The organism is Brevibacillus sp. NRS-1366, from assembly GCF_050467985.1.
The window spans coordinates 142,201-167,249 of sequence record NZ_JBITPN010000017.1 but is presented as its reverse complement, the minus strand read 5'-3'; the positions used below and the strand labels follow the sequence as shown (position 1 = coordinate 167,249).

Below are 25,049 nucleotides of genomic sequence, written 5' to 3'. Positions count from 1 at the left end.
GAAGACCGATTATAGTGGACCCGAGATACCTTGGGAACGGATCATTACAAAGTGAGCTCCCAACAGACCCAAGAGAGCGCCTGGGAGGAAGAATACGTGAATCGCGAAGAAACGAGATAGGGTTTGTGCCCCTACGATATCTCCACCCGTGAGCAACATTTTTACATAAGGACCAATGAATGGAACGGAGTTTGCGATCTCCAGACCTACTTTTGTGGCAAAGTAAGCGGTGTTATCCCATGGGAGCAGATAACCTGTGAAACCAAGACCCAGCATAACGAAGAAAATCAGCATGCCGACTACCCAGTTCAACTCACGAGGTTTTTTGTATGCACCTGTAAAGAAAACACGTAACGTATGTAGGAACATCATAACGATGACCAAGCTCGCGCCCCAGTGATGCATACCGCGAACGATTACCCCGAAGGCTACTTCGTTTTGCAGATATTTAACGGATTCATAGGCGTTGATGATGTCTGGAACGTAATACATCGTCAAAAACATACCAGACAAGATTTGAATAACGGTAATAAAGAACGTTAGTCCACCAAAGCAGTAAACGAAAGCAGAAAAATGATGTGCCGGGTTCACGTGCTCAGGTACTTCGTGGTCGGCCAAGTCACGCCACATCGGAGTGATGTTCAGGCGTTCATCGACCCAATCATACATTTTTTGTAACATTTTAGCCGTTCACCCCCGGGCGAGGATTTGCTTTAACTTTACCCAAATACAATTTTCCGTCTTTTACTTCTGTTTCATACTCATCAAGAGATGCCGTCGGCGGTGTTCCCAATATGTGTTCACCGTTGATCGAGTAACGACCCAAGTGGCATGGACAGAAATACTGATTTGGGTGATCAGGACTTTCGTTCCAGTTTACTGTACAGCCCAGGTGTTTACAGATCGGGGACAGAGCGAGAATCTCACCCTTTTCATTCTTGGTAACCCATGCAGACATAGTCGATTCTGATTCATACCAACCGTCCTTGGTATGGACCTTAAATTCAACGCGCTTTGGTTCAGCGCCGAACTCGTCCGGACTGCCAACAGCGACTGAATCTCCACCTGCATGTCCTTGCAGTAGTGGGTCAACCGCAAATCGAATCATTGGGGTAATCATTCCCGCAGCAAGGAACCCGCCAGTTCCCATCAGTGCGTAGTTTAAAAATGTACGTCTGGAAATTTCGCGTTTGTCTCCCATCTCTTTTTCCCTCCTTATCCTGAAAAATAGCGCAACGATGGCGTTTTCACACATATACACTAGGTCAATCCCAATCATAGCTAACGCCCAATTAGTTGTCAAGAATGTCCAATAGACATGTCGAAGCCCAATCCATGATAGTGAAGTGATTGTTGCCATTTTGTCAAAAATAGCAACTTGTATCTGTCGTTTTTCTGTAGTATTACCAGAAACCGCTTACTCTATTGATTCCTCTTTTTCTGCCAAAGACGAATCACTTCCTTATACAAAACATCTATGGTGACCTCGAAGCGGAGTGAAAAATCGAGATCCTCCTCTCCAACGGGCAACGTGATGACTCCTCCCCCTCCCTCTTCAGCCGGTCGAATGCGATCTCCGCGAAAGTGTAGAAGTACTTTATAAGCAAAATCTTCAGGTGTTCTTTGGGCAGGTTGTTCCTCGGCAAATTGATAGCTTAAGGGAAACAGGAGGATTCTGCCTTTTAAGCGCTGCTCAATCGCTGCAGCCACATTCAACAAATAATTGGTGCGAAGTACATGCTCTTCTACCGAAAAACCGGAACGGTACAAATAAAGAGGGAGCAGTGCGGTATCCACAAAGGACCGCAGCTCCTCCCAGTTTTCAAATTCGTTCATATTCCACTGCATAGGGTCGTCTCCTCTTTACCGTGTAGATTCTGGAAACTAGCGTACCATGAATCTGAGGAAACACGCAATATTACGCTTGATTGGACGATTACGCTTGTTCGTAAGCCATAATCTCTTTCAATTCATCTGTCAGCCGTAAAAACAATTCCTTGTTTTTCTCAGCCAAGGCTCCATCGATTTCTTGATATAGCGTCCGTTTGCGATATTGCCTCATCTGTTCGTCAATTACCATCTCTGACAGTAAACCGGATACCATTTGATTGTTCGTTCCGTACGCGTTGGAATAGAAATTTGGCCACTCCATACCCATCCCTCACTTCAATAAAATAGTCGTTTCAGTAAAACCATTATATTTTCGAAGCCAAGTCTGGCTTGCATAGGTGGCTGTGTACAACCACTGCTCTTGATCGTCTTGGCCTACTCTGAGAAGTCCCAGATGCACCATCATCTTGCACACGCGATTCACCAGGATGTCTGAGGGAGAATCGTAGTAAAACTCCTTGATCCAGAACTGCAGTGTTTCCAATAGAGCCCCTTGATGCACCCATCCACCAGACGCTATCAGCGGGAGGAGTTGGACCAACATCGGTAGATTAGGGATCGCCCGCTTGTACAGCCGCATCCAAAAACGGATCAGATCATGATAGAGCTGGTCGCCGTAGGAGGATACCAGACGTTCACTACCCGACTCGGTAAGGGAAACCCTACTGTCCCTTTCTTCAATCCATTTATGGAAATAGCAGAAATCATACAACAGGGAAAATCGATCTGGGTACAAATCAAAGTGCAGCCCGTACCCAAAGCGCCATTTTTGTGGTAATAACGGCTCTTCTTTGACATGCAGAAATTGAAAGAGCTGCTGTTGATGACGCTTATACATCCCTCCCTCTGCAGTAAGTGGCACTGGCTCCTGTGAAAGGAATCGTAAAAATTGCATGATATCGTCGCAGAGAGCTGTTCCTTCATCGCGGTATGCCTCTGGACCTTGTATAACCAATTCGTTTTTATTCCGCCACTTTTCCAGCCATGCTTGTAAATAAGGCTCGCGAATATCTAATGGAATCTGATACTGCCCCACCGTCTTGCTTTTCGCCGGAAAAATCCAGCCTCGCCTCATCGCTTGTGCTATGTACCGCCTTGCTTCTTCTTGTTTCTTTTCTTTCTGATTTTCCAGGGTCATGCCGGCTTTTGCTAAGAGATCCTCCAGCGACAAGACTGTTCGCTTATCGAGGAACAGTAGCAACAAAAAATGCGTTTCTTCCTTCGTCAGTTGTTCTATTTCTGCCGAGATTGTCAACCGGTGCCGCAAGCTGGACAGCAGTGACGTGATTAGTTCATTTTTGGAATGAGGGTTGCATTCGCATCCGTAATGGTTGGCAATCTGATGGAGCTGCCGGATATCGGTATACACCAAGATCTCAGCCAAGTTCATCTGTGCATCCCTTCTTTACGATGGCTTACTTGTATCCCTCATTCTTGCCAAAATGCGGAAAAATAAACAGGAAGCCACCAGAGTGACTTCCTGTTTGTCTTTTTTCTATTTGATTGGTTTTGATCCTATCTCTTACGCTTCTTCCTTTTCATCATTCCATTGATCGTGCAAATGCTGGTATTCCTTGGCTTCATCATATCGTCCAGCCTGTGTCAACAGGGCGATCAATCGGCGTATTTGATCCAGATCAAAACCGGATAAAGAAACGTACTGTTTTAGCGAATCAATCGCTTCTTCCGTTTTGCCCATGGATAGATACACATCCGCGGCTAGTGGATATGCAGCCACGTATTCTTCATCAAGTGCTTGCAGGCTCTTTACCAACTCTACGGCTTCGTCCAAACGTCCTACATGAAAGGCCATGAGCGCACTTCCAAATAACACTTCCGGTGAACGATCCAGTACAAGCGCCTGGCGGTACAACTGGTAAGCCTGCTCAAATTGACCGCTTTGGGCGAGCGAACGTCCTTTGGTCAAAAGCAGCGCAAGACTCTCTTCTCCCGCCTGCTCCAATAGTTTCATCGCCTCGTCATCTTCCCCGATTCGAAAGTACAGATTGCCCAGAGCAGCCAGAATGTCTTGATTATCTGGTTCTTTCTGCCGCGCCTGTTCCAAATACTTTACTGCCACTTCATCTAATTCCTGCAGTGCATACAAATCGGCCAGGAGCAAGTCCAATTGAATACTTTCGTACCCCGACTCCTTGCATTCATATAGCAGGTGCTGTGCAGTCTCGAAGTCACTTGAATCCAGCGCAATCTCAGCCAGCAGCATTTGACATTCCAGACGTAAAGAACGCTCCATCCCCGGGTTCTTTTCCATGACATCAGTCAGGAGACGCACCGCCTCGTCCAAATGCCCTAAACGGTACCAAACCTCAGCCAGGTACATCATGACATCTGGTAAATCCTTTCCATGCTCTTGTACTTTTTGCAAAGCGGTCAATCCCAGTTCCACTTCATCGTTTTCGATTCGTTTAATTGCTTCGTCTATGACATACAGCCACTTCTTCGGCATTTCTTGTTCACCTCATATGTATTTGTCGCATGTGTGGCTCTCCTCCGATAGAGAGCCACAAAAGACCGTCCGGAGACGGTCTTTTGTCTTTACTAATGATGATATACCATTATGCCCGTGTAAGCCAGCTCATTGTAAGAACTGTTACAAGGATACCAAATACACTGAGTACGATACTGTAATTCGGTTTTGCTAAATCAGTGCTGCTTGGCTTTCCATCGAGCGGTACAATGGAGGCCGTAGCATTGGCGAGGGGTTCTTCCTTTGAAGAAAGCTGCCCAGCCTCTACTACATATGTACCGTCGTCCGATTGCATGGAAGATGAAATCACCTGTGCCTTCTGTGTATTCATCGCCATAATTTCTCCGTCAATAATGAATGAGTTCGCTTGCTCAGTTGTACTCGTATTTACATATAACGTAAAAGTAAACAACATCAACAACAGGACAGCTACACTCGCACCAATACGTCTCATTCTGGCTGTTACGCTAAATATTTTACGTCCGATTGGAATTGCCCACTTCTCCTCAGAAAGGATTCGGGCCATCACAGCGTCTACAATAGAGCGAGAAGGCGTCACAGAGTGATACTCTTCCTTATGCGTCTCCATCCACTCACCGCTGTCCGACCACATCTCGTAATCGGCACGACAGGCGTAACATGTTGCCATATGATTGTCAACACGGCGCCTCGTCACTTCAGGCAACAGATTATCGGCGTATTCAGGCAGAATTTCCTGAACTTCTTCACATTTCATCATCGGTTCATCCCTTCAGCTTCATCCAAATGAGGGTCCAGGATGTAGGTTTCTAGCTGTCCTCTAATACTTTGTCGCGCTCGAAACAGGAGGGACTTCACTGAGCTGACCGTCAAATCTAAAATGGTGGCGATCTCGGTGTAATCCATCTGTTCGTACTCTCGCAGGATCAAGGCTGAGCGCTGTTTTTCCGGCAAGCTGTTAATCGCCAGTCTAACCATGCTCTCCCGTTCATTACGTAATAAAACCTGCTCTGGCAATGTTTTCGGGGATGCCATAGGTACCTGAAGGGTGTCGTCCAAATATACGTCAGAGTTGCGACTTTTGCGTAATTCACTGAGCACTGAGTTACGAGCAATCGTATAGAGCCAGGTAGAAAATGTTGCTTCTACATCGCGGAAAGAATGAATGCTTTTATACGCCTTGTAAAACGTCTCCTGACAGATATCCTCAGCAATATGCTCTAAATGTGCCTGACGCAATAAATGTGTAACAAATGAGAGGATCTTTTTTTCATATCGACGAATCAGTTCAGCATAGCATTCCAGATTACCTTCTTTAATCTCTCGGATAAGCTGGGAATCGGTCATGACCAGGATTACCTCCTTAGCGATTCCGATCCCTCAGCAGCCTTTTGAATAATTAGACTGCCAGGGATGTAAAAAGTTGCGCGATTGTACCATACTTTTCTCGTTTTTTTCCATGAATCCTTCACGAAAAAACCCCCAAACATGGGGTTAAATGACATATGTGTAGGGCTTGCTATCTCGAAGACACCTGCCCATCCCAATCGTAGGGAGAAACTCGTCGTTTCGATAAATCCACTTACCATTCGACATAACAGAAGTTGGAAGAAATATTTCACTAAAATTGAGAATAGTGGAAAGATCCTGCTTTGTCAACCAGTTTTCCTTTTTTAGGAAAACAATATCCGCATCTGCTCCTAATGTCAAGCATCCTTTTTGGGGATACAATCCGACGGCCTTGGCTACATTTGTCGATGAAAGCCGAACCAATACGCAGAGTAATTCTTCAGGGGTGCACCATCTCCTGCGATAATCGCAGCGGACTTCATGCAGAGGTGCTGCGACAGGCCATGTATCAAACCATTGCCGATACATGTGACGCATCGCTCGAGCTGTCCACTCCTTGTTCAGTCTAAAAATGTGATAGTACGGATCATACTCCTTTGCATCAAATAGAAACGCGGGATCAGGTAGCACTGTGCGCAGCTTCCAGTAACTCGTGGCTTCTAGCCACCGTTGAACGATCAGATCCCTCTGTTCTTTTTTACTAAACGTCTCTGTCGGTATGTGTAAATGTAAGATCGTCTTATATGACGTATGAAGTCCGGAAATCGTTTCCCAATTTAGGCTGGAAATTTCTTCTGCGCTGCGAATCGAAATGTGAATAGCAGAATACCCTCTCCTATTCCACTCACAGATCTCTTGTCCACGCAGTTCGGAAGCATCCAGCCCGACATGCCAATTATAATCGACCAGACTATTAAAATGTTGGGTCTGCTGAAAGTTGATCTGAGATCGGTTCATCCAGCGATCTGGGTAAAAGGTCTCGACAAGGCTTGTACAGCCCATACGTACCAAAGAACGGATCGCATCTATGTACGGCTCTAGCTCGCGTATTTTGTACAAGGACTGATCAGGCATCGCTACAAATCCAGGTAAGAGATACATATCCGTAGCGTCTATTTCGTAAAAAGAAGTCGTTTTCGTTGTTTTCAACAAGGTGTCTTTGGCTATTCGAATAATCTTACCCTGTGAAATCCAAATATCTGCTTGCTTGATTCCGTGTGATGTAACGATTGTTCCCCCGCGAATAACCATCCCTTGTTGAGACATCGCTCGTCCCCCTCCCGATCCAGCATCGAGAACCTGATTTGTACGAGCTTATGCACAAACTAGGAAAAAAGTACAAAAAAAAGACCGTCGTTGATTGTAAGCGCATTCAAACGACGGTAGCACATGTGTGCTTTATTATATTGGATAGGAGTGGAGAGAAACCATACTGTAGTTTTATAATAAACGGAATGTAAGCGCTTGTCAAATCATTTTTGCTAAAAAAAGTATCCCTTATGAATGACAAACCCCGCATCGTGATGTGCGGGGGTTTGTCCTGTTTATTTGCTGATCTGCTGGAGTAATTCGGCGAAGCCTGGGAACGATACAGCAATCGCATCATCATTTTCAATCACTGTTTCACCGAGAGCAGCAAGGCCAGCGACCGCCATAGCCATTCCGATTCGATGATCTCCGTGACTATCAATAACTGCCGCCTTCAAAGAAGTCTCCCCTTCGATAATCATACCATCATCGGTTGGTGTTACTTTTGCCCCGAATTTGGATAACTGACTGACTACCGTAGCAATCCGATCCGTCTCTTTTACCTTTAATTCCTCTGCGTCACGAATGACTGTACGCCCTTTTGCCTGCGTTGCTATCACTGCGATAACTGGAATCTCGTCGATCAAGCGCGGAATGATATCGCCTGCGATCTCAACCCCGTGCAGCTCGGAATGGGTTACCAACAGGTCAGCTACTGGTTCTTCATTGACGATTCGTTCATTCACCAGCTCCAGGCTTCCCCCCATCGCTCTCACCACATCAATGATGCCGGTACGGCTCGGGTTGATTCCTACGTTTTCAATCAAAAGCTTGCTGCCTGGTACCATCATGACAGCCGCAATCAAGAAAGCCGCAGAAGAGATATCGCCTGGCACTGAAATAGCGCGTCCTTGCAATTCCTGACCGCCCTCTACCGAGACAGTCAATCCATCACGTACGACCTGGACACCAAACGCCTGGAGCATGCGCTCTGTATGGTCACGGGACAAATGAGGCTCTGTGACACTGGTGACGCCTTTTGCTTGCAAGCCTGCCAGTAATATTGCCGACTTTACTTGTGCACTTGCGACAGGAGAGTGGTATGCGATCCCTTGCAATTCGCCTCCCCGGATAGCAAGCGGTGTAAATTCGCCATCCCTTCGCCCGTCTATTTTCGCTCCCATTTGGCGGAGTGGCCCGATGACCCGACGCATCGGTCTTTTCGCAATGGATTCATCCCCCTCCATAACGACATGAAAAGGCTGGGTCGACATAATCCCCGCCATCAAGCGGATGGTTGTGCCTGAATTGCCTACCTCTAGATGCTCAGAAGGTTCCTGTAATCCATACCAGCCTTTTCCATGCACTGTAACTTTGTCGCCTTGTTGCTCAATCTCAATCCCCATGCTACGGAAGCAACTGATCGTGCTGAGGCAGTCTGCACCTGGCAAAAATCCCTCGATTGTAGTCGTTCCCTTTGCGAGAGAGCCAAACATGACGGCACGGTGCGATATAGATTTATCTCCAGGAACACGGACGGTTCCTTCCACTTTTTGGGCTTGTCTAACACGAAGCACAGTTCCACTCCCCTTTTTCCTCGATAGTCATGCTGTGAAGCGTCTTCGTTGTAAAGTCCGCAGGCATAACAAGTCTATTAGCGCTTGTACACATTGTAGTCGAAATACCTCAGCAGTTCCTCGCCTTTTTCCATCTCCTGTTGGGACTGAAACGTAATCCGCAGGGCTCCGTAAATGTCTTCACGCGTCTCCCTGATCTGGAGGTTAGTAATATTGATTTGTCTCGCACCCAAGAGTGTAGTGATACGGCCAATTTCACCCGGATGGTCTGGGATGTCGATATACAAATCGTTCAATGGAGGCAGCGCTCCTGCTTTGCGCTCTGGTAATCCGTCACGGAAATCACGGGCCGTTTTGAAAAAATGTTCAATCCCTTCTGGATCTCCCTTTTCAACCAGATTCACCACATCCTGCAGCGCAATCGACCAGTCATTTGCAATCTTCAAGATGTGCTCACGGTTTTGCAAAAGCACATCACGCCACATCCGTGGATTACTCGATGCAATCCTCGTGATATCACGAAACCCACCTGCAGCCAATCGGGCATGCCATGCATTTTCGTCATCGTAGCCAGCGACCAGGTTTACCAGTGCAGACGCAAGCACGTGCGGGAAATGACTGACCGCACCCACTACCTGGTCGTGGGTATCTGCATCCATTTCCACGACTTTAGCTCGTGTGAGCGCAAGCAATTCTGTCAGACGGTCTATTTTTTCGACCGATGTCCCTGGTGCAGGCGTCAGAACGTAGTAGGCATTTTCCAGCAGTCTGTCAGAAGCGGCTTCTACACCGGACTTATGGGAACCCGCCATCGGGTGTCCGCCGATAAACGTAACGTAATCGGGAATGACTTCAACAGCCTGGCGCACAATGCCTGATTTGGTACTCCCTACATCCGTGACAATGACATTTTGCTGTAAATCCAGCCTTGACAGCACTTGCAGAGTCGCAAAAATTTGTTCGACCGGCGATGCTAGAAAAATCACATCGGCTTCTCTAACGGCCGTTTGTAAATCAGTTGTTCCTGCATGGATAACTCCAAGCGTCAATGCCTTGTCCAAACAATCCTGGCGTACGTCGTAACCGACGACCCGAATATTCGGATCACGCCGCATCGACAAGGCGATAGAGCCGCCTATCAATCCGACACCGATTACAGCAATGGTGGTTTTCTTCATCTCCACACTCTATCCTTCCTTTATCTGCGTAGACAAAAATGCCGGGACAGTCGCCCGGCATCTTTCGGGTTATTTCAATGCGCCAGTCACGATTTCTTTAAGCGCAGTGAGAATTTTTTCATTTTGCTCTTTTGTGCCGATTGTAATCCGTTGGAACCCTGGGTGACCAAGCGCATTTCCGGAACGGACGATAATTCCTTGGCTCAACAGCTTTTTAAATACTGCATCCGAGTCTTGCTTCAAGTCAACCAGAATAAAGTTTGTTTGCGTTGGGTAGTACGAAAGTCCCCACTCATCGAAACAATCTGTAAATTGCTTCAAGCCTTCTCTGTTTTTCTCACGGCAGGCGTTGACAAATTCCTGATCCTTCAGAGCTGCTCGCGCTGCTACCTGGCCCAAAGTTCCTGTGTTGAACGGTTCGCGAACGTGCTCCAAATGGGATACCAGCTCTTCCGAAGCGATCGCGTAACCGATACGTAGTGTTGCGAGACCATATATTTTAGAGAACGTACGCAAAATGATCAGATTCGGATACTCGGATAGCATCGGTACCGTTTGTGGATATTCCGGATCCACCGCATACTCGTAGTATGCCTCATCCATAACAACGAGCACGTCTTTCCGCACTTTTTTCATGAATGCCTCGAGCTGAGTTGTCGTGACAATCGTTCCAGATGGGTTATTCGGGTTACATATCCATACTACACGTGTCTGCTCGTTGATCGCAGCTGCCATCGCTTCCAGATCGTGTACGCCATCTTTCAGAGGAACCTCGATTAGCTCAGCCCCTTCAATAATGGCATTGGAGCGATATTGCGAGAAAGTAGGCGTCGCCATCACTGCATTGGTGCCCTCATTCAAAAATGCACGAGAGATCATCAACAGATTTTCGTCAGAGCCGTTTCCAAAGATCAATTGGCTCGGTTTCACTCCGAGAAAATCAGCTAGGTCCCAACGCAGACTCAGACTTGCACCATCTGGATACAACGCTAGATTGTCCAGTTGCTCGACAATTGCAGCTTTTGCCTTTGGCGAAGAGCCGAAGGGATTTTCGTTGGACGCCAGCTTAATCACTTCTGTCAGACCATATTCCCGTTTGACGTCATCAATGGGTTTCCCAGGTTGATAAACCGGGGCATTGAGTATGCGTTGCTTCGGTTGCATCCACGTTCACTCCAGTCACATTTTTCCCATTATTGTAGCGCACTTGCTAACTGATGTACAAACGTTTTTATTTTTTCGACTGCCTGTGGCGACTCCCTCGGGTCTTTCAACTGTTCGACATGTCGCTCAATCTCTTGTACAATCGCGCTGCCGACAATGACGCCATCTGTATGCACAGCCACGGCACGTACTTGTTCTGGTGTAGAAATTCCGAATCCTACAGCAGTCGGAGCGGTCGTAGACGCCTTTACCTTCTGCAAAAAATCAGCAAGATCATCCCGCAAATCAGTTCGAGCGCCTGTCACGCCCAATGAAGAAACGCAATAGAGAAAGCCGGTAGCCTGCTCACCGATCTTTTTGATCCGTGACTCCGAAGTAGGTGCTACGAGAGAAATGACGTGAATGCCATTTTTCTTTGCCGCCTCGACGGCTGGTCCGTTTTCCTCAATCGGCAAGTCAGGAATGACCACTCCATCTGCCCCATAGGCTGCCAAATCAGCAAAAAAGCGATCAATACCATATTGCAGCACGGGATTGAAATAGGAGAACAAGACAAGAGAAGCTTCCATACCAGTCTCTCTCAAACGCGCTACCAGATGCAGCGCATCGGTGATCGACACGCCATTTTCCAGCGCACGCTGAGATGCTCGTTGGATCGTAGGACCATCTGCAAGCGGGTCTGAATAAGGAACACCCAGTTCGATCACATCCGCCCCTGCTTCCACCATTGCGACTACAATCTGAAACGTTGCTTCTATCGTAGGGTCACCGACTGTAATAAACGGGATAAAGCGTTTGCGGCTGCGATCCTCGAACAGGCGATCAATTCTATTTACAGCTGTCGTCATTATCACTCTCCTCCTTCTCGACGCTCTTGCAGAGCATCCTGGATGGTTAACACGTCTTTGTCTCCACGACCAGATAGGCAAATGACGAGAATTTGATCACTAGACATCTGTGGTGCACGTTTGATTGCTTCTGCGATTGCATGAGCACTTTCCAGCGCAGGAATGATGCCTTCTGTGCGGCACAAGAGCTGAACGGCATCCAGTGCTTCGTTATCTGTCACAGAAGTATAGGTAACTCTACCGTTATCTTTTAGATAGGAATGCTCGGGTCCAACCCCTGGATAGTCAAGCCCCGCTGAAATCGAGTGGGCTTCCTGCACCTGCCCATGCTCGTCTTGCAACAGATACGTCAGCGAACCGTGAATCACACCTGGGCGTCCCAAGCTCAGCGTCGCCGCATGTTTTGCTGTATCTACCCCATGTCCAGCAGCCTCAACCCCGCGCAGAGCAACCGATTCATCCGCAATAAACGGATAAAACATGCCGATTGCATTACTCCCTCCCCCAACGCAGGCAATGACCTCATCAGGAAGTTTTCCAAGCATTTGCAAAATTTGACTGCGCGTCTCTTCCCCGATGATTTTCTGGAATTCACGCACAATGTACGGATACGGGTGCGGCCCTACTACGGAACCGATTACATAAAAGGTTTCTTCCACATGCGTCACCCAATGACGAATCGCTTCATTGGTCGCATCCTTTAACGTACGGGAACCTGAGACAGCCGGAATGACTTGTGCTCCCAGCAAATTCATCCGAAACACATTCAGTGACTGTCGGCGGATATCTTCTTCTCCCATGAACACTTTGCAGGAAAGCCCTAGTTTGGCTGCTACTGTTGCACTCGCTACCCCGTGTTGTCCAGCGCCAGTTTCTGCGATAATGGACTTTTTCCCCATTCGTTTCGCCAGCAGGGCTTGGCCGAGCGCATTATTCAATTTGTGGGCGCCTGTGTGATTGAGGTCTTCTCGCTTGAGATAAATTTGTGCTCCACCGAGTGCTTCGGTAAGTCTCTCTGCGTACGTAAGCGGCGTCGGTCTACCTGCATACTCTCTCAGCAAGTCGTTTAACTCCTGCACAAACTCGGGATCTCGACGGGCTTCTTCAAAAGCGACCTCCAGAGTAGCAACGGCATTCATCAATGTTTCAGGTACAAACTTTCCTCCAAACTGTCCAAAGCGTCCGTTTTCATCAGGCACGACTCGCGTAGTTGTCTGCTGCGTGTTCATTCGCTCTCACCCTCTCCACCAAAGTCTTGATTTTATCCGCATCTTTTTCACCGTCTGTTTCTACTCCGCTCGAGATGTCAATCACGTTTGGCTGGTAGTGACTGACTAACTCTGCGACATTATCCGTATTGATCCCGCCTGCGATGACACAAGCCGAATTTTTGCAACTTTCCTGCAGATCAGGAATTTGTTCCCAGGAGAAGCGTTTACCTGTTCCCCCGGCCATACTCGGATCATACGTATCGAACAGAAAAGCCTCTACCTTGCCCTCGTATCGGGCAATCTCACGTGCTGCATCAGACTCCCCGCCGACAGCCAGCGCTTTCCAGACCGGCAAGGAAAAACGTTCTTGAACAGCCTGACAAAAAACTGGCGATTCCTGCCCGTGCAATTGAATGACCGATAGGGGAACCTCTGCGAGGAGCTCTTCCAGCTCCTCCATGCTCGGGTTCACAAACACACCGACTGCGGGAGGATGATTCGAAACAGCAGTAAGCAAACTTTTAGCGGTCCCAGCATCGACCTTGCGCTTGCTTGGTGCAAAAACGAGACCTACGTAATCTACTTCCAGCTCTTTTAACAGAGCTAGCGTTTCTGCCCGCTTGATTCCGCATATTTTGATCTGGGTCATTTGCTCACCCCCGGTATTGGCGCTGCCCCTACCAATGAGATCACAGCCTTTTCTACATCGCTTTGTCGCATGAAATGCTCTCCGACCAATACCGCCCTTGCGCCCGCCCTTCGCACATTTTCAATGTCAGCAGGCACAGAAATGCCACTCTCACTCACGACGGTAATCGTTGAAGGGATATCTGCAATGACTTCGTGGGTAACAGACAGATCGGTTTGAAAGGTGTTCAGATTCCGATTGTTGATCCCAAGCAGCTTGGGATTGCTATATTTAAAGACCGTGTCACACTCGGGTCTGTCGTGTACTTCAATAAGCACGTCCATGCCTAGCCCCTCTGCCGTCTGTGCCAGATCGCGCATCTGCTCCGGATCGAGGATGGCTGCGATCAACAAGATGCAGTCTGCACCTGCCGCCCGTGCTTCAACCACTTGAATCTCATCAATTAGAAAATCTTTTCGCAAAAGTGGGCGATCTATCGTTTCATGGATCATACGCAAATAAGATAGACTGCCTTGGAAAAATGATTCATCGGTGAGTACAGAGATGCACTCTGCTTGGGCAGCTTGATAAGCCTGTGCGATGGAAACTGGATGAAAATCTGGTCGGATCAATCCTTTTGACGGCGATGCCTTTTTGACTTCAGCGATCACGCCGACTGGTCTCGTGCTTGTTTCCAATGCCCGTCGAAAGCCTCGTGGAGCTTCGATCGATTTGGTTTGGGTGAGTAACGAAGCAATCGTCGTTTCAGCTTTCAGACGACTGATCTCTTCCAGTTTTTTTTCTACGATTTTACGAAGCATGAATCATTCCTCCTGCAATTTGACGGAATTGCTCAAGCTTGCGCAATACGAGTCCGTCATCAATCAGTTCAGCCGCACGTATGACTCCCTCGCCAATCGAAGTCACACGATCTGCAAGATACAAGATAGCTCCGGCATTCAACAGGACGATGTCGCGAGCAGCACCGCGTCCTCCTGCGAATACATCGTGGATGATGGCCGCATTTTCATGAGCGTCCCCACCGCGCAGAGCATCTTTTTCATGCCGACGAAGTCCAAATTGTTCTGGCTCAATTTCATACGAACGAATTTGCCCATCCCGCAGTTCTGCAATTTGGCTAATTCCGGTAACCGTCAATTCATCCAATCCGTCGGAACCGGCCACGACCAGCGCTCGTTTCACTTCCAATTCTCTGAGCACGGTAGCTACTGTAGGAAGTAGCTGTGCGTCATACACACCCATCAACTGATGAGTAGCTCCAGCGGGATTTGTCAGAGGACCAAGCAGATTAAAAACGGTGCGAACAGCCAATTCCTTGCGCGGACCCGCCGCATGCTTCATCGCTTGATGATACAGGGGAGCGAACAGAAAGCAAAGATTGGTTGCTCGAAGACAATCCGCAGCATCCTTTGGGGATAGATTGACTGGCACGCCCAAAGCCTCCAAAACGTCTGCACTGCCGCTCTTACTCGATACTGCTCGGTTGCCGTGCTTGGCAATCCGAACACCGTCACTGGCTGCCACAATTGCGCTGGCAGTAGAGATATTGAAGGTGTTGCTGCCATCCCCGCCCGTTCCGCACGTGTCTACTAAACCAGGAAGGTCAATAGGAAAACATGTCGCCCGCTTTCTCATTGCACGAGCAAACCCGATAATTTCTTCTACTTGCTCTCCTTTCAGGCGCAGGCTTGCCAAAAAGGCTCCGATCTGAGCAGGTGTTGCCTTTCCATCCATAATTTCACCCATTGCCTCTTCCGCCATGTCTCTGTTCAAATGGCTCCCTTTTAAGATCTGATCCAATGCATGGGTTAGCATGGCAATTCCTCCTTGCGCGCGAATAACTGCTCCGCTTTTTCCAGAGCGGAAATCATTGCTGCTGCTTTATTGATCGTTTCCTGGTATTCACTTGCGGGAACAGAATCTGCCACGATCCCTGCACCTGCCTGCACGTGTGCATAACCATCCTGGAAAAACAAAGTCCGGATTGTGATGCAGCTATCCAGCGAACCATCAAACGAAATATATCCAATCGCACCAGCGTATAAATGTCTCGCATCTGACTCCAGTTCCGCGATGATCTCCATCGCACGAAGTTTGGGTGAGCCTGAAACCGTTCCCGCAGGAAAAGCGGACAAGAGGGCATCAAACGCGTGGAGTCCTTCTCGGAGCTTTCCGGTCACATGTGACACCATGTGCATTACGTGGGAGTAGTTCTCGATCACCAAAGCCTCTTCTACCTTCACGCTGCCATAGGAGGAGACTTTCCCCACATCATTTCGTCCCAGGTCGAGCAGCATATAATGTTCTGCGCGCTCTTTGTTATCCGCCAACAAGTCTGCCGCCAATTCCTCGTCTTCTTTTGGAGTTGCTCCTCGCTTGCGTGTCCCTGCGATGGGCCGCATTTCTACTTTTTCATCCTCTACCCGAACCAATAGCTCGGGAGACGTTCCGACAACTGTCTCACCTTCATACTCGAGGTAGTACATGTAAGGAGAGGGGTTCAGTGTACGCAACAAGCGGTAAACGGCAAATGGATCGACGGACGTTTTTACAGAAAAGCGCTGGGATAGCACTACCTGAAAAATATCTCCGGCCGCAATGTATTCTTTGGCTTGTTCTACCATCCGTTCATATTGTTCCCGGCTCATATTGGGCTCGACGGACAACGGTTCCGGCGACCCGGTCGCTACCTGGATGCGGCTGTCAGCCTGCAGGGGAGCTGTAACTTTTGTCGCCAGCTGCTCGAGTCGTTCACAAACTAGTTTGTATTTTTCGTCGATCCGGGAGGCTGTATCACCTGGCTCTACATGCAGGTTGACAATCAACTGAATTTCTTGTTTCAAATGGTCGAATGCAATCATCTCGTCAACGAAGAGAAACCGCATGTCGGGTACCCGTACTGCTTCTTTTCGATGCACAGGTAAATTTTCAAAATAACGCAGCGTATTATAGCCGAAGAATCCAACCGCTCCGCCACTCAGACGAGGGAAGCGCGGGAGTTTAGGGCTTTTGTAGCGATCCGTTTCTTCGCGCAAAAAATTTACCGGGTTGCCCTTCTGGACGAAACGCTCTCCATTTCGCCTGGAAACTGTTATTACTTCCCCTTTTGCTTCCACAATCTGAAAGGGGTTCATTCCAATGAACGAAAACCGTGCCCAGCGAGCACCGCCTTCGACGCTCTCCAAGAGGAAAGAATCACTCGTTCGAATCTTCTGATACAGACGGATAGGTGTTTCTTGGTCCGCGAGCAAAGTCATGCTTACAGGAATCAAGGAATACGATGCCGAAAGGGACTGCACTTCGGCCAGGGAGGGGAAATACATGGACTCTCATCTCCTTTTTAGAGGGTGTGAAAAGGGAGGAACAAACCCGCCTTTTCTACATCCGCTTCTTAGAGCGAGAGGTAGGGGGAGAAAGAAAATATGAAAAAAAATCCAGTAGGAGACCTGGATTGGGCATGTATATGTACCCAGCCTGCTCTTCTCTCCTCAACCTAACTCATCTCAACTCTGCTCTACTCACTCTGCTCTCAGCCGGTATCTGCTTAAAACCGGAAAACGAGGCGCTCTCGTTTCACTTATGGTAAAAGAGAGCGCCCCGATTGTCAACTGCGATTTGTCAGGTCAGGCCGTAGCTTCACAGCATCACGTAGAAAAACGTGTTGAATTTCTTTGGCTGTCTTGTCTGTATTCACATGCATCATGACGCGGACACAGAGGGGCAGCCCCCCGGGTACAGGAATTTCTTGGGCACACATGAGTGGAACATAGGCCCATGCTTCCCCGTCAATCATACGTGCTGCTTGCGCTGGAAAAGTCGCACACAGATCGGGTGTCGTCGTAATGATAATACTTCCGATATCCTCAGGATTTACCTCGTTACGTCCTACCATCTCTTCCAACAGCCACTTTGTAGAAGAAATAATTTCTTCGCGTGTATCGGCTTCCACCGTTACAGCGCCTCTGATTCCTCGCACTCCCATCGTTATGCCTCCGCTTCTTCTTTCATTACGCTGATGATCAGGTCTTCATCGATGTCTTTTACTACTTCCACTTGTCCGATTGCACGTGGCAAGACTAAAGCAAGCTTGCCGCCGATTGTTTTTTTGTCTCGTCTCATTGCATCCAACACCGCTTCTGGCGACAGGTCACCAGGCCATTTAGTAGGAAGATGGTAGAGGCGAAGGACTCTCTCGGTTCGCGCGTAGACGCCTTTTTCTGCAAAGCCGATACGTTCAGCCACTTTGGCAGCGAGGCACATGCCAATCGCTATTGCTTCACCATGGTTAAGCGTTGAGTAGTGGGACAGCGCTTCAAAAGCATGTCCAAACGTATGGCCTAAATTGAGTAATGCACGTTGTCCCTGCTCCGTCTCGTCCTCTGAGACAATCGCGGCCTTGACTGCACAGCCACGTTGAATCGCTTTCGCTAATAATTCAGAATCCAGATCCCACAGACTCTCTGCGTTTTCCTGGAGCCAATCTACAAAAGACTCATCTGCAATGAGTCCATGCTTGACGACCTCTGCAAATCCCGCTGCTACCTCACACTTCGGCAATGTTTGTAGAGCGGCTGTATCATAAATGACAACGCGAGGCTGATGGAATGCTCCAATCAGATTTTTCCCCAGCGCATGATTGATGGCAACTTTCCCGCCGACGGAGCTATCATGGGCAAGCAGCGTAGTAGGCAGCTGGACAAAATCAATTCCACGCATATACGTGGCCGCCACGAATCCTGCCAGATCTCCCACGACACCGCCACCGAGAGCCAATACAGCAGACCTCCGATCTAGACCAGCCTGAATGGCTTCAGTCATGATCCGTTCATAGACGGCGAGGGACTTCGACTGCTCTCCCGCTGCGATAACACTAGCAGAAGCCTGGTAGCCAGCAGCTCGGAGAACCTCACGCAGAGAATCCAAATAGCCAGCAGCAACATTTTCATCGGTCACGATCAAAAGCTTGCTTGCAGAGGAAATGCTCGCCTCTTGCAGCAGGGTCGGAACTTGCTGCAAGAGGCCATTTCCAATCACAATCGGGTAAGAGCGCTCTCCTAGTTCAACAGTCAGGCTCTTTGCACTCATTAGTATTTCTCCGTATATGCGCGGTATTGGCGCACGTTTTCCACCATATCATCCATCGAGTCACATGGGAACTTGTCACACATGGCGTTTGCGATTTCCCACGCTACCACTGCTTCTGCTACTACACTAGCTGCTGGTACCGCACAGCTGTCAGATCGCTCAATGCTAGCGGAAAACGGCTCTTTGGAATCAATATCTACGCTCATCAGCGGCTTGTACAAGGTCGGAATCGGCTTCATGACACCACGCACAACGACAGGCATTCCTGTTGTCATACCGCCTTCCAGTCCACCGGCACGGTTCGACTTACGGCTGTAGCCAGTCTCTTCGTTCCAAAGAATTTCATCGTGCACTTGGGAGCCTGACAATCCTGCTGCCTCAAAGCCGATGCCGATCTCTACACCCTTGAATGCCTGAATGCTCATGATGGCTTGCGCCAAACGGCCATCCAGCTTGCGGTCCCATTGAACATGGCTTCCAAGGCCAATTGGAACGCCTTCCACAATAACCTCAACGATTCCACCCAGGGAGTCTCCGTCTTCTTTTGCCTTGTCAATCGCAGCCATCATGCGTGGCTCGGCTTCTTTATCCAGGCAGCGAACGGGTGACTCTTCCGTACGTGCAATCAGCTCGTCAAGGCTGACGTCCTGACGTTTTGCTACGACATCGTTAATCTGCAATACTTGGCCACCTAAACGAATGCCGAAAGCAGCCAGCAGTTGACGCGCTACTGCGCCTACTGCCACACGAATAGTCGTCTCACGTGCGCTAGAACGTTCCAGAATATTTCGCATATCCCGCTGATGATACTTAATCGCACCGTTCAAATCGGCATGACCCGGGCGAGGACGAGACACACGTCTTTTTTCTTCCGCGCCTTCGACTGGTTCAGCACACATGATCCCTTGCCAGTGAGTCCAATCTTTATTTTCCACGACCAGTGTGATTGGAGCACCTGTGGTATACCCATGACGGACACCGGATAGCACCTTCACCTGATCTATTTCAATTTGCATTCTTCTTCCACGTCCATGGCCTTTTTGTCGACGTGCCAATTGCTCGTTAATCGCCTCAATGGAAATAGGCAAGTTACTCGGTACGCCTTCGATGATTGCTGTCAATTGAGGCCCGTGAGACTCCCCTGCTGTCAAGTAACGCATCTCTTTCCTTCCTCCATCCTCCAGGCAGCCTTATCCCTAAATTTGATTCAAAAGGGATGCTGTCCTTTATCACTTTTAAGCGCTATAATATCATACCTGTTCCGCGGTGGAAACATAAAAGTGGCAAAACCGTTTGAAATCCTGATCCTTGACAGGAAAAACGCCCCTCCGAATGGAGAAGCGCTGGGGATTTACTTGGCGCTAATTTAGAAGCGGTCCACCACCAAAAACGGATTGGATCCAAGTGGTTGTCGGAGGTGGTCCACACGCATCAGATCGTCTAATTGCGTCTTTTCCGTACCCAGTATTTGTCCACACTCCTGAAGTGTAATCAGACCTCGACGATATGCTTCGATGACCTTTTGCTTATCCATCTGCTGCCTCCCCTGCACGTAGGTATTCCTAGTCTAGGGATAAAAGAACACAGATATACTAGAGCGCAGGTGAATTATCCCATTTTTCGATAAAAAAACGTATCTTCCGCTTCAAGCTGGTACTGCTGAGGCTGAAAGATCTGTTCTGTACTGCCAACGAACAGGACTCCCCCCGGCTTCAGAGCTCGACTGAACTTGTGATAGAGCTCATGCTTTGCTTCTTCTGTGAAGTAAATCATCACGTTGCGGCAAATGATCAAGTCGAAATGAGAATCAAACGTATCTGCAAGCAGGTTGTGCTTTTTGAAAGTAACGCGTTTTTTTACTTCCTCTGAAATCCGGTAGCTGAGCGTATCTTTTAAAAAATACTTGGCGACCAAATCTTTCGGACAGTCCTGCAGTGAACGGTCCGTATACACCCCTTGCTTTGCTTTAGACAAAGCGCCTTCATCAATGTCTGACGCGAGAATGGTTGCTTCTACTCTCTTGCGCAGCAGAATCAAGGAAAGCGTGTATGGCTCCTCCCCAGTCGAGCAAGCTGCACTCCAGCATTTGACAGGGCCCGATTGCTTTGCAAGTCGAGGCAGTATCTTGTTTTCGAGGACATCCCATCTACCCGGATTGCGGAAAAATTCCGATACGTTGATCGTCATCCTGTCCAGGAACTCATAGAACATTTCCTTGTCCTTTGCGATAGCATCAAAATAATGGGTAAACGTGGCATATCCCCGCTTCACTCGAAGTGAGGTGAGGCGACGCTTCATTTGCGCTTCTTTGTAGAGGGCAAGATCAATACCGGTCATTTTTTTAACATTTGCTATAAATTGGAGAAAGTCCTTATCTTCCATTGAGAACGGTGCCCCCTTTAACAGTTACCTCTCTCTTCATTCGCCATTATTTGAGTAAAATCCTATCAGGACAGACGCATATTTTGACGAAAAAAAGAAAAAAACCCCCACGAAAGGGGTTTTTTTGCAGAAAATCATTAGATCCAGCGTTGGATTGTTTTCTCGAAGGAGAGAACTTCATCCGCGGAGAACCACAGGCCGATTTCGCGCTCAGCACTTTCAGGAGAATCGGAGCCGTGGATGATGTTCATGCCAACGGAAGTAGCGAAATCACCACGGATTGTTCCGGAAGCCGCGTCAACCGGGTTTGTTTTACCCATCATTGCACGAGCAGTTGTGATTACGTTGTTGCCTTGCCATACCATAGCAAATACTGGTCCAGAAGTGATGAAGTCTACCAGTTCACCAAAGAAAGGACGCTCTTTGTGTTCAGCATAATGCTCTTCAGCCAGCTCGCGGCTAACAGTCATCAGCTTTGCGCCTACCAATTGGTATCCTTTTTTCTCAAAACGGGAAACGATTTCCCCGATCAGATTACGTTGTACGCCATCAGGTTTTACCATAAGGAATGTTTTTTCCATTGTAAGTATGCCTCCATTAGAGCTATGTATTGGTGTAGTTGACACCACCAACAGAAATTTTATCAAAAGTATGGTGGTCAAGCAACAGGCTGACCGTCAAAATATCATTAAAATTTGCGGTCAATGATAAAATTTGCAATTCCTGTCAGGGACGTTTTTGCTTGATTATCAGGCAAATCTGCCAAAATGGCATGCGCACGGGCAATGTAACGCTCGGCTAACTGTTGCGAAAACGCTATTCCCTCGCCTGCACGTACCAAACGAATCGCTTCGTCAATGTGATCCCAAAACGTATTTTCCGCAATCCAAGCCTGGAACTGCTGCGCGGATTTCCCGTGATGAGCCGTATATAGCGCAGGCAATGTGATATTTCCGTGAACCAGATCGCTTCCAGCCGGTTTCCCTAGCTGTTTCTCTGTTCCTGTGAAATCAAGAATGTCATCGGTAATCTGGAATGCCATACCCACGTTATACCCGTACCAGTACATTTTGCGCACGAGTTCTTCGGTGGCCCCGCTGGCAACAGCACCGAGCTGACAGCTTATCGCGATCAGCAAGGCCGTTTTGCGTTTAATGCGCCGCAAATACGTCCGGAAGTTTTGTTCCCAGTTGTTCAGATCTTTCACTTGCTCTATCTCGCCTTTGCAGACTTCGACAATAGCATTGGACAAAATTTGATGCAATTGCGGTATCGGCAGTGCTGAGGCAATCGCCAGCGCACGAGCAAAAATGTAATCACCCGCATACATTGCCACCTTGTTGTCCCACTTCATCCGTACGGTGTCCTTGCCACGCCGCTTATCCGCATCGTCAATGACGTCATCGTGCACAAGCGAGGCCATATGAATCAGCTCGAGTGGAACAGCTACGTGTTTCAGACGTTTTACATCATACTTCCCCCATTTTCCCCCGAGCAGCACAAATACCGGACGAATCCGTTTTCCTCCTGCTTTGAGAAGGTGGGTCGAAGATTGATAAAGCTCGCGTACTTCTGTATCAATGGACTTTTCCAGTTCATCTTCAATGTACTGGACGTCCTTTTTCATCTTGAAGTAAATATCGACTAGGTTCATCCGTTCCACCTATCTCGTCAACGTAGTTTTGGTCTGTCGGCCCCCAGCCTGCCACAGGTCGACAGTGGTTGGTGCCGCTAGAAGTCCCAGCTCCGCCGCGCATCGGTAGTAATACTCCAATCCAATCCGCTGTACGTCGCCGAAATCGTGCTGTAATCCCTGAAAATAGCGGGCCCACTCCTCTTTCTCTCCTCCGTAATGGGTGTGAACGTAATCAATCAAGGGAGCTGAATTTTCGAGCGTCTTCCTTTTGCTAGCCAAAAAAGAAGCATGCACTTCTGCAATCAAGTCATGATGTTCGGCAATCACCGCTTTGCGCAGTGCCCAGATCGCGAACGTCATGGAATAGCCCGTAAACTGATGCCACAGTTCTCCCAAATCATAGACGTGCAAGTCCCTGCCATTGCGCTTCGCCTGAATGGCGTCATCACCAATTAACAACGCAGCGTCCGCTCCGCGCAGCATTTCATCCAGTAAAGGCTCTTGTGTAACGTAGGAAATCTCATAATCGTAAAACTTACGGAGAATGATTTTTAACAGATTGACTGTGGTTGCCGACGTATTCGTGAGAGCAATACGAGCTCCATTCAATTGCTCAATCGGCTTCTTGCTGAACAAGAAAAGGGAGCCTACTCTCCCTTTGGCACTGACGGAAAGATCCGCCAACGCCACATATTGGGAAGCATGCTCAGCATAGCTAAAGGAAGAAATGGGACCCATATCTATTTCGCCCGAAGCCATCGCCTGGTTCAACTGAGCAGGCACTTGACGAATAAACTCGATACGGTCCTCAAATTTTGCCTGGTCAAAATAAAAGTAAACAGGGAGTACGTTCGTGTATAAGATTTGTCCAATTCGCAAGGATTTTTGCATGCTTCTTATTCCCCCCAACGCCGAAACAGCGAGTGTGGTACATCGAGTGCATCCAAAGCTTTCCCTACAACAAAATTGATGAGATCATCCATCGTTTGCGGTTTTTGATAATAGCCTGGCATCGCCGGCAATATTTTTACGCCCAAGCGACTCAGCTTCAGCATGTTTTCTAGTTGAATGGCATTCAGTGGAGTCTCACGCGGGACAATGACCAAGCGGCGCCCTTCCTTGAGCATGACATCCGCTACCCTCTCTAAGAGGCTGCCTGATGCCCCGTGTGCAATACCGGAGAGAGTTCCCATCGAGCATGGAACCACGATCATCCCGTCACAACGGTACGAACCACTTGCCGCCGGACAATTGAAGTCGCGCAGACCCCAATAATGCAGCTCACCAGAAAAATCCTGTTGCAACTTCTCCTGCAGCAAGCCTTCTCTGTTGCTGGTCTCCCAATCCAATTCATCTTGGAAAACTTGCCATCCCGCTTCAGTAATCATCAAATGGACAATGTGTCCGGCACGCAGCAGTTCTTGAACTAACCGTACGCCATAGATGGCACCACTTGCTCCCGTTATCCCAACAGCCCATTTTTGCTGATTCATGAGATCACTAAATCAATCATGGTAAACGTAAACATGACAACACTCAAGATGCCGTTCATATTGAAGAAAGCGACATCCAGTTTAGAAAGATCGGTTGGCTTCACAAGACTGTGCTCATAAATGAGGATCGCACCGGATATCAAGACACCAATCAAAAACCAAATGGACAAGTCAGCTACAACATACAAAGACATCAATCCTGCAAAAGTAAGAATGTGGCATATTCTTGCAGTCAAGAGCGCATTTGCAATCCCGAAACGGCTAGGCATGGAGAACAAGCCTTCTTTTCTGTCAAAATCAGCGTCCTGACAAGCATAAATAATATCAAAACCCGCTGTCCAAAACATAACAGACGCAAACAAAAGCAATCCAATGGCATCTACCTGACCTGTAGTCGCTACCCAGCCGCCTAATGGCCCAAAGCCGATAGCCACACCAAGAATGAAGTGGCACAGCCACGTAAAACGCTTGGTATAGGAATATAGCACTAGGACAAATACAGCAAGCGGCAAAAGCTTCACTGCCAGTTCATTCAACTGGAATGCTGCAATGAAAAGCACAGCAAACGACACAACGATAAACAAGATCACTTCTATTATCGAGATGAGTCCAGCCGGAATGGCGCGTGTGGCAGTCCGCGGATTTTTCGCATCAATAATTCGGTCGATTACCCGATTCAATGACATCGCTGCGCTTCTTGCCCCAACCATCGCTACTGTAACCCAAAAGATTTCCATCCAAGTGGGCCAAGCCTTTTCTATGACAATGCTACCCAAAACAGCTCCCATAAAAGCAAACGGCAATGCAAAGAGGGAGTGCTCGAATTTTATCATTTCCAAAATAATTTTCAATTTACGAAGACCCATGTCGT

General features: G+C 48.2%; 28 protein-coding genes. All 28 read right to left on the bottom strand.

Going from position 1 to position 25,049, the window contains the following annotated elements; translation table 11 throughout:
* Positions 1-9: 9 nt before the first annotated feature.
* The 28 genes from qcrB to ACIFQN_RS09775 all read right to left on the bottom strand — a co-directional run bounded on the left by qcrB (position 10) and on the right by ACIFQN_RS09775 (position 25,044).
* A complete protein-coding gene (gene qcrB / locus ACIFQN_RS09910) occupies positions 10-681 on the bottom strand; it encodes a menaquinol-cytochrome c reductase cytochrome b subunit (RefSeq protein ID WP_429832857.1) in 672 nt (223 codons plus the stop codon).
* A 1-nt stretch (position 682) separates the two neighbouring features.
* Entirely contained in the window at positions 683-1,201 is a 519-nt protein-coding gene (locus ACIFQN_RS09905; RefSeq protein WP_429832856.1) for a ubiquinol-cytochrome c reductase iron-sulfur subunit, read from the bottom strand.
* Positions 1,202-1,422: 221 nt separating this feature from the next.
* Complete coding sequence (locus tag ACIFQN_RS09900) at positions 1,423-1,848, bottom strand: DUF2487 family protein (RefSeq protein ID WP_429832855.1); 426 nt, start codon at positions 1,846-1,848, stop codon at positions 1,423-1,425.
* Positions 1,849-1,936: 88 nt separating this feature from the next.
* Positions 1,937-2,152, bottom strand: a complete 216-nt coding sequence (locus ACIFQN_RS09895; protein WP_429832854.1) for an IDEAL domain-containing protein — start codon at positions 2,150-2,152, stop codon at positions 1,937-1,939.
* 9 nt (positions 2,153-2,161) lie between these two features.
* The gene (locus ACIFQN_RS09890; protein ID WP_429832853.1) at positions 2,162-3,280 is read right to left on the bottom strand and encodes a hypothetical protein; all 1,119 of its coding nucleotides are present in this window, start codon (positions 3,278-3,280) and stop codon (positions 2,162-2,164) included.
* 132 nt (positions 3,281-3,412) lie between these two features.
* Positions 3,413-4,357: a tetratricopeptide repeat protein gene (locus ACIFQN_RS09885; protein ID WP_429832852.1), complete on the bottom strand. Its 945-nt coding sequence runs from the start codon at positions 4,355-4,357 to the stop codon at positions 3,413-3,415.
* Positions 4,358-4,466: 109 nt separating this feature from the next.
* Positions 4,467-5,117, bottom strand: coding sequence for a zf-HC2 domain-containing protein (locus ACIFQN_RS09880; RefSeq protein WP_429832851.1), 651 nt, complete (start codon positions 5,115-5,117; stop codon positions 4,467-4,469).
* The gene (locus ACIFQN_RS09875; protein ID WP_103105232.1) at positions 5,114-5,704 is read right to left on the bottom strand and encodes an RNA polymerase sigma factor; all 591 of its coding nucleotides are present in this window, start codon (positions 5,702-5,704) and stop codon (positions 5,114-5,116) included. Before ACIFQN_RS09875 ends, ACIFQN_RS09880 begins: the two co-directional genes overlap by 4 nt.
* A gap of 147 nt (positions 5,705-5,851) precedes the next feature.
* The gene (locus tag ACIFQN_RS09870; protein WP_429832850.1) at positions 5,852-6,973 is read right to left on the bottom strand and encodes an amidohydrolase family protein; all 1,122 of its coding nucleotides are present in this window, start codon (positions 6,971-6,973) and stop codon (positions 5,852-5,854) included.
* A 278-nt stretch (positions 6,974-7,251) separates the two neighbouring features.
* Positions 7,252-8,532, bottom strand: coding sequence for a 3-phosphoshikimate 1-carboxyvinyltransferase (gene aroA / locus ACIFQN_RS09865; RefSeq protein ID WP_429832849.1), 1,281 nt, complete (start codon positions 8,530-8,532; stop codon positions 7,252-7,254).
* Between the two features lie 77 nt (positions 8,533-8,609).
* Positions 8,610-9,710: a prephenate dehydrogenase gene (locus ACIFQN_RS09860; protein WP_429833205.1), complete on the bottom strand. Its 1,101-nt coding sequence runs from the start codon at positions 9,708-9,710 to the stop codon at positions 8,610-8,612.
* Positions 9,711-9,779: 69 nt separating this feature from the next.
* Entirely contained in the window at positions 9,780-10,874 is a 1,095-nt protein-coding gene (gene hisC, locus ACIFQN_RS09855) for a histidinol-phosphate transaminase (protein WP_429832848.1), read from the bottom strand.
* Positions 10,875-10,903: 29 nt separating this feature from the next.
* A complete protein-coding gene (gene trpA, locus ACIFQN_RS09850; RefSeq protein WP_429832847.1) occupies positions 10,904-11,722 on the bottom strand; it encodes a tryptophan synthase subunit alpha in 819 nt (272 codons plus the stop codon).
* 2 nt (positions 11,723-11,724) lie between these two features.
* Positions 11,725-12,951, bottom strand: coding sequence for a tryptophan synthase subunit beta (gene trpB / locus ACIFQN_RS09845; RefSeq protein WP_429832846.1), 1,227 nt, complete (start codon positions 12,949-12,951; stop codon positions 11,725-11,727).
* Positions 12,914-13,582, bottom strand: coding sequence for a phosphoribosylanthranilate isomerase (locus ACIFQN_RS09840; RefSeq protein ID WP_429832845.1), 669 nt, complete (start codon positions 13,580-13,582; stop codon positions 12,914-12,916). Before ACIFQN_RS09840 ends, trpB begins: the two co-directional genes overlap by 38 nt.
* Positions 13,579-14,382, bottom strand: coding sequence for an indole-3-glycerol phosphate synthase TrpC (gene trpC / locus ACIFQN_RS09835; RefSeq protein WP_429832844.1), 804 nt, complete (start codon positions 14,380-14,382; stop codon positions 13,579-13,581). Before trpC ends, ACIFQN_RS09840 begins: the two co-directional genes overlap by 4 nt.
* Positions 14,372-15,397, bottom strand: a complete 1,026-nt coding sequence (gene trpD, locus ACIFQN_RS09830; protein ID WP_429832843.1) for an anthranilate phosphoribosyltransferase — start codon at positions 15,395-15,397, stop codon at positions 14,372-14,374. Before trpD ends, trpC begins: the two co-directional genes overlap by 11 nt.
* Positions 15,391-16,905, bottom strand: a complete 1,515-nt coding sequence (gene trpE, locus ACIFQN_RS09825; protein WP_429832842.1) for an anthranilate synthase component I — start codon at positions 16,903-16,905, stop codon at positions 15,391-15,393. The genes trpD and trpE overlap by 7 nt, the downstream gene beginning before the upstream one ends.
* A 281-nt stretch (positions 16,906-17,186) precedes the next feature.
* A complete protein-coding gene (gene aroH / locus ACIFQN_RS09820) occupies positions 17,187-17,564 on the bottom strand; it encodes a chorismate mutase (RefSeq protein ID WP_429832841.1) in 378 nt (125 codons plus the stop codon).
* 2 nt (positions 17,565-17,566) lie between these two features.
* Positions 17,567-18,667: a 3-dehydroquinate synthase gene (gene aroB, locus ACIFQN_RS09815; RefSeq protein ID WP_429832840.1), complete on the bottom strand. Its 1,101-nt coding sequence runs from the start codon at positions 18,665-18,667 to the stop codon at positions 17,567-17,569.
* Positions 18,667-19,827 carry a chorismate synthase gene (gene aroC / locus ACIFQN_RS09810; protein WP_429832839.1) on the bottom strand — a complete coding sequence of 387 codons (1,161 nt, stop codon included), beginning with the start codon at positions 19,825-19,827 and terminating at the stop codon, positions 18,667-18,669. The genes aroB and aroC overlap by 1 nt, the downstream gene beginning before the upstream one ends.
* A 206-nt stretch (positions 19,828-20,033) precedes the next feature.
* Positions 20,034-20,201: a hypothetical protein gene (locus ACIFQN_RS09805; RefSeq protein WP_429832838.1), complete on the bottom strand. Its 168-nt coding sequence runs from the start codon at positions 20,199-20,201 to the stop codon at positions 20,034-20,036.
* Positions 20,202-20,275: 74 nt separating this feature from the next.
* The gene (locus ACIFQN_RS09800) at positions 20,276-21,049 is read right to left on the bottom strand and encodes a CheR family methyltransferase (RefSeq protein ID WP_429832837.1); all 774 of its coding nucleotides are present in this window, start codon (positions 21,047-21,049) and stop codon (positions 20,276-20,278) included.
* Positions 21,050-21,186: 137 nt separating this feature from the next.
* Complete coding sequence (gene ndk / locus ACIFQN_RS09795) at positions 21,187-21,630, bottom strand: nucleoside-diphosphate kinase (protein WP_055743593.1); 444 nt, start codon at positions 21,628-21,630, stop codon at positions 21,187-21,189.
* Between the two features lie 107 nt (positions 21,631-21,737).
* Positions 21,738-22,703: a heptaprenyl diphosphate synthase component II gene (gene hepT / locus ACIFQN_RS09790; RefSeq protein WP_429832836.1), complete on the bottom strand. Its 966-nt coding sequence runs from the start codon at positions 22,701-22,703 to the stop codon at positions 21,738-21,740.
* 9 nt (positions 22,704-22,712) lie between these two features.
* Positions 22,713-23,576 carry a menaquinone biosynthesis protein gene (locus ACIFQN_RS09785; protein ID WP_429832835.1) on the bottom strand — a complete coding sequence of 288 codons (864 nt, stop codon included), beginning with the start codon at positions 23,574-23,576 and terminating at the stop codon, positions 22,713-22,715.
* 5 nt (positions 23,577-23,581) lie between these two features.
* Complete coding sequence (locus ACIFQN_RS09780) at positions 23,582-24,178, bottom strand: UbiX family flavin prenyltransferase (RefSeq protein ID WP_429832834.1); 597 nt, start codon at positions 24,176-24,178, stop codon at positions 23,582-23,584.
* Positions 24,175-25,044 (bottom strand): UbiA-like polyprenyltransferase, encoded by an 870-nt coding sequence (locus ACIFQN_RS09775; protein ID WP_429832833.1) that lies wholly within the window; start codon positions 25,042-25,044, stop codon positions 24,175-24,177. Before ACIFQN_RS09775 ends, ACIFQN_RS09780 begins: the two co-directional genes overlap by 4 nt.
* Between the last annotated feature and the right edge of the window lie 5 nt (positions 25,045-25,049).

What these genes read in the sequence shown, in the direction of transcription:
- qcrB (WP_429832857.1), bottom strand. Translation starts at nt 681, where the DNA reads ATGTTACAAAAAATGTATGATTGGGTCGATGAACGCCTGAACATCACT.
- ACIFQN_RS09905 (WP_429832856.1), bottom strand. Translation starts at nt 1,201, where the DNA reads ATGGGAGACAAACGCGAAATTTCCAGACGTACATTTTTAAACTACGCA.
- ACIFQN_RS09900 (WP_429832855.1), bottom strand. Translation starts at nt 1,848, where the DNA reads ATGCAGTGGAATATGAACGAATTTGAAAACTGGGAGGAGCTGCGGTCC.
- ACIFQN_RS09895 (WP_429832854.1), bottom strand. Translation starts at nt 2,152, where the DNA reads ATGGAGTGGCCAAATTTCTATTCCAACGCGTACGGAACGAACAATCAA.
- ACIFQN_RS09890 (WP_429832853.1), bottom strand. Translation starts at nt 3,280, where the DNA reads ATGAACTTGGCTGAGATCTTGGTGTATACCGATATCCGGCAGCTCCAT.
- ACIFQN_RS09885 (WP_429832852.1), bottom strand. Translation starts at nt 4,357, where the DNA reads ATGCCGAAGAAGTGGCTGTATGTCATAGACGAAGCAATTAAACGAATC.
- ACIFQN_RS09880 (WP_429832851.1), bottom strand. Translation starts at nt 5,117, where the DNA reads ATGATGAAATGTGAAGAAGTTCAGGAAATTCTGCCTGAATACGCCGAT.
- ACIFQN_RS09875 (WP_103105232.1), bottom strand. Translation starts at nt 5,704, where the DNA reads ATGACCGATTCCCAGCTTATCCGAGAGATTAAAGAAGGTAATCTGGAA.
- ACIFQN_RS09870 (WP_429832850.1), bottom strand. Translation starts at nt 6,973, where the DNA reads ATGTCTCAACAAGGGATGGTTATTCGCGGGGGAACAATCGTTACATCA.
- ACIFQN_RS09860 (WP_429833205.1), bottom strand. Translation starts at nt 9,710, where the DNA reads ATGAAGAAAACCACCATTGCTGTAATCGGTGTCGGATTGATAGGCGGC.
- hisC (WP_429832848.1), bottom strand. Translation starts at nt 10,874, where the DNA reads ATGCAACCGAAGCAACGCATACTCAATGCCCCGGTTTATCAACCTGGG.
- trpA (WP_429832847.1), bottom strand. Translation starts at nt 11,722, where the DNA reads ATGACGACAGCTGTAAATAGAATTGATCGCCTGTTCGAGGATCGCAGC.
- trpB (WP_429832846.1), bottom strand. Translation starts at nt 12,951, where the DNA reads ATGAACACGCAGCAGACAACTACGCGAGTCGTGCCTGATGAAAACGGA.
- ACIFQN_RS09840 (WP_429832845.1), bottom strand. Translation starts at nt 13,582, where the DNA reads ATGACCCAGATCAAAATATGCGGAATCAAGCGGGCAGAAACGCTAGCT.
- trpC (WP_429832844.1), bottom strand. Translation starts at nt 14,382, where the DNA reads ATGCTTCGTAAAATCGTAGAAAAAAAACTGGAAGAGATCAGTCGTCTG.
- trpD (WP_429832843.1), bottom strand. Translation starts at nt 15,397, where the DNA reads ATGCTAACCCATGCATTGGATCAGATCTTAAAAGGGAGCCATTTGAAC.
- trpE (WP_429832842.1), bottom strand. Translation starts at nt 16,905, where the DNA reads ATGTATTTCCCCTCCCTGGCCGAAGTGCAGTCCCTTTCGGCATCGTAT.
- aroH (WP_429832841.1), bottom strand. Translation starts at nt 17,564, where the DNA reads ATGGGAGTGCGAGGAATCAGAGGCGCTGTAACGGTGGAAGCCGATACA.
- aroB (WP_429832840.1), bottom strand. Translation starts at nt 18,667, where the DNA reads ATGAGTGCAAAGAGCCTGACTGTTGAACTAGGAGAGCGCTCTTACCCG.
- aroC (WP_429832839.1), bottom strand. Translation starts at nt 19,827, where the DNA reads ATGCGTTACTTGACAGCAGGGGAGTCTCACGGGCCTCAATTGACAGCA.
- ACIFQN_RS09805 (WP_429832838.1), bottom strand. Translation starts at nt 20,201, where the DNA reads ATGGATAAGCAAAAGGTCATCGAAGCATATCGTCGAGGTCTGATTACA.
- ACIFQN_RS09800 (WP_429832837.1), bottom strand. Translation starts at nt 21,049, where the DNA reads ATGGAAGATAAGGACTTTCTCCAATTTATAGCAAATGTTAAAAAAATG.
- ndk (WP_055743593.1), bottom strand. Translation starts at nt 21,630, where the DNA reads ATGGAAAAAACATTCCTTATGGTAAAACCTGATGGCGTACAACGTAAT.
- hepT (WP_429832836.1), bottom strand. Translation starts at nt 22,703, where the DNA reads ATGAACCTAGTCGATATTTACTTCAAGATGAAAAAGGACGTCCAGTAC.
- ACIFQN_RS09785 (WP_429832835.1), bottom strand. Translation starts at nt 23,576, where the DNA reads ATGCAAAAATCCTTGCGAATTGGACAAATCTTATACACGAACGTACTC.
- ACIFQN_RS09780 (WP_429832834.1), bottom strand. Translation starts at nt 24,178, where the DNA reads ATGAATCAGCAAAAATGGGCTGTTGGGATAACGGGAGCAAGTGGTGCC.
- ACIFQN_RS09775 (WP_429832833.1), bottom strand. Translation starts at nt 25,044, where the DNA reads ATGGGTCTTCGTAAATTGAAAATTATTTTGGAAATGATAAAATTCGAG.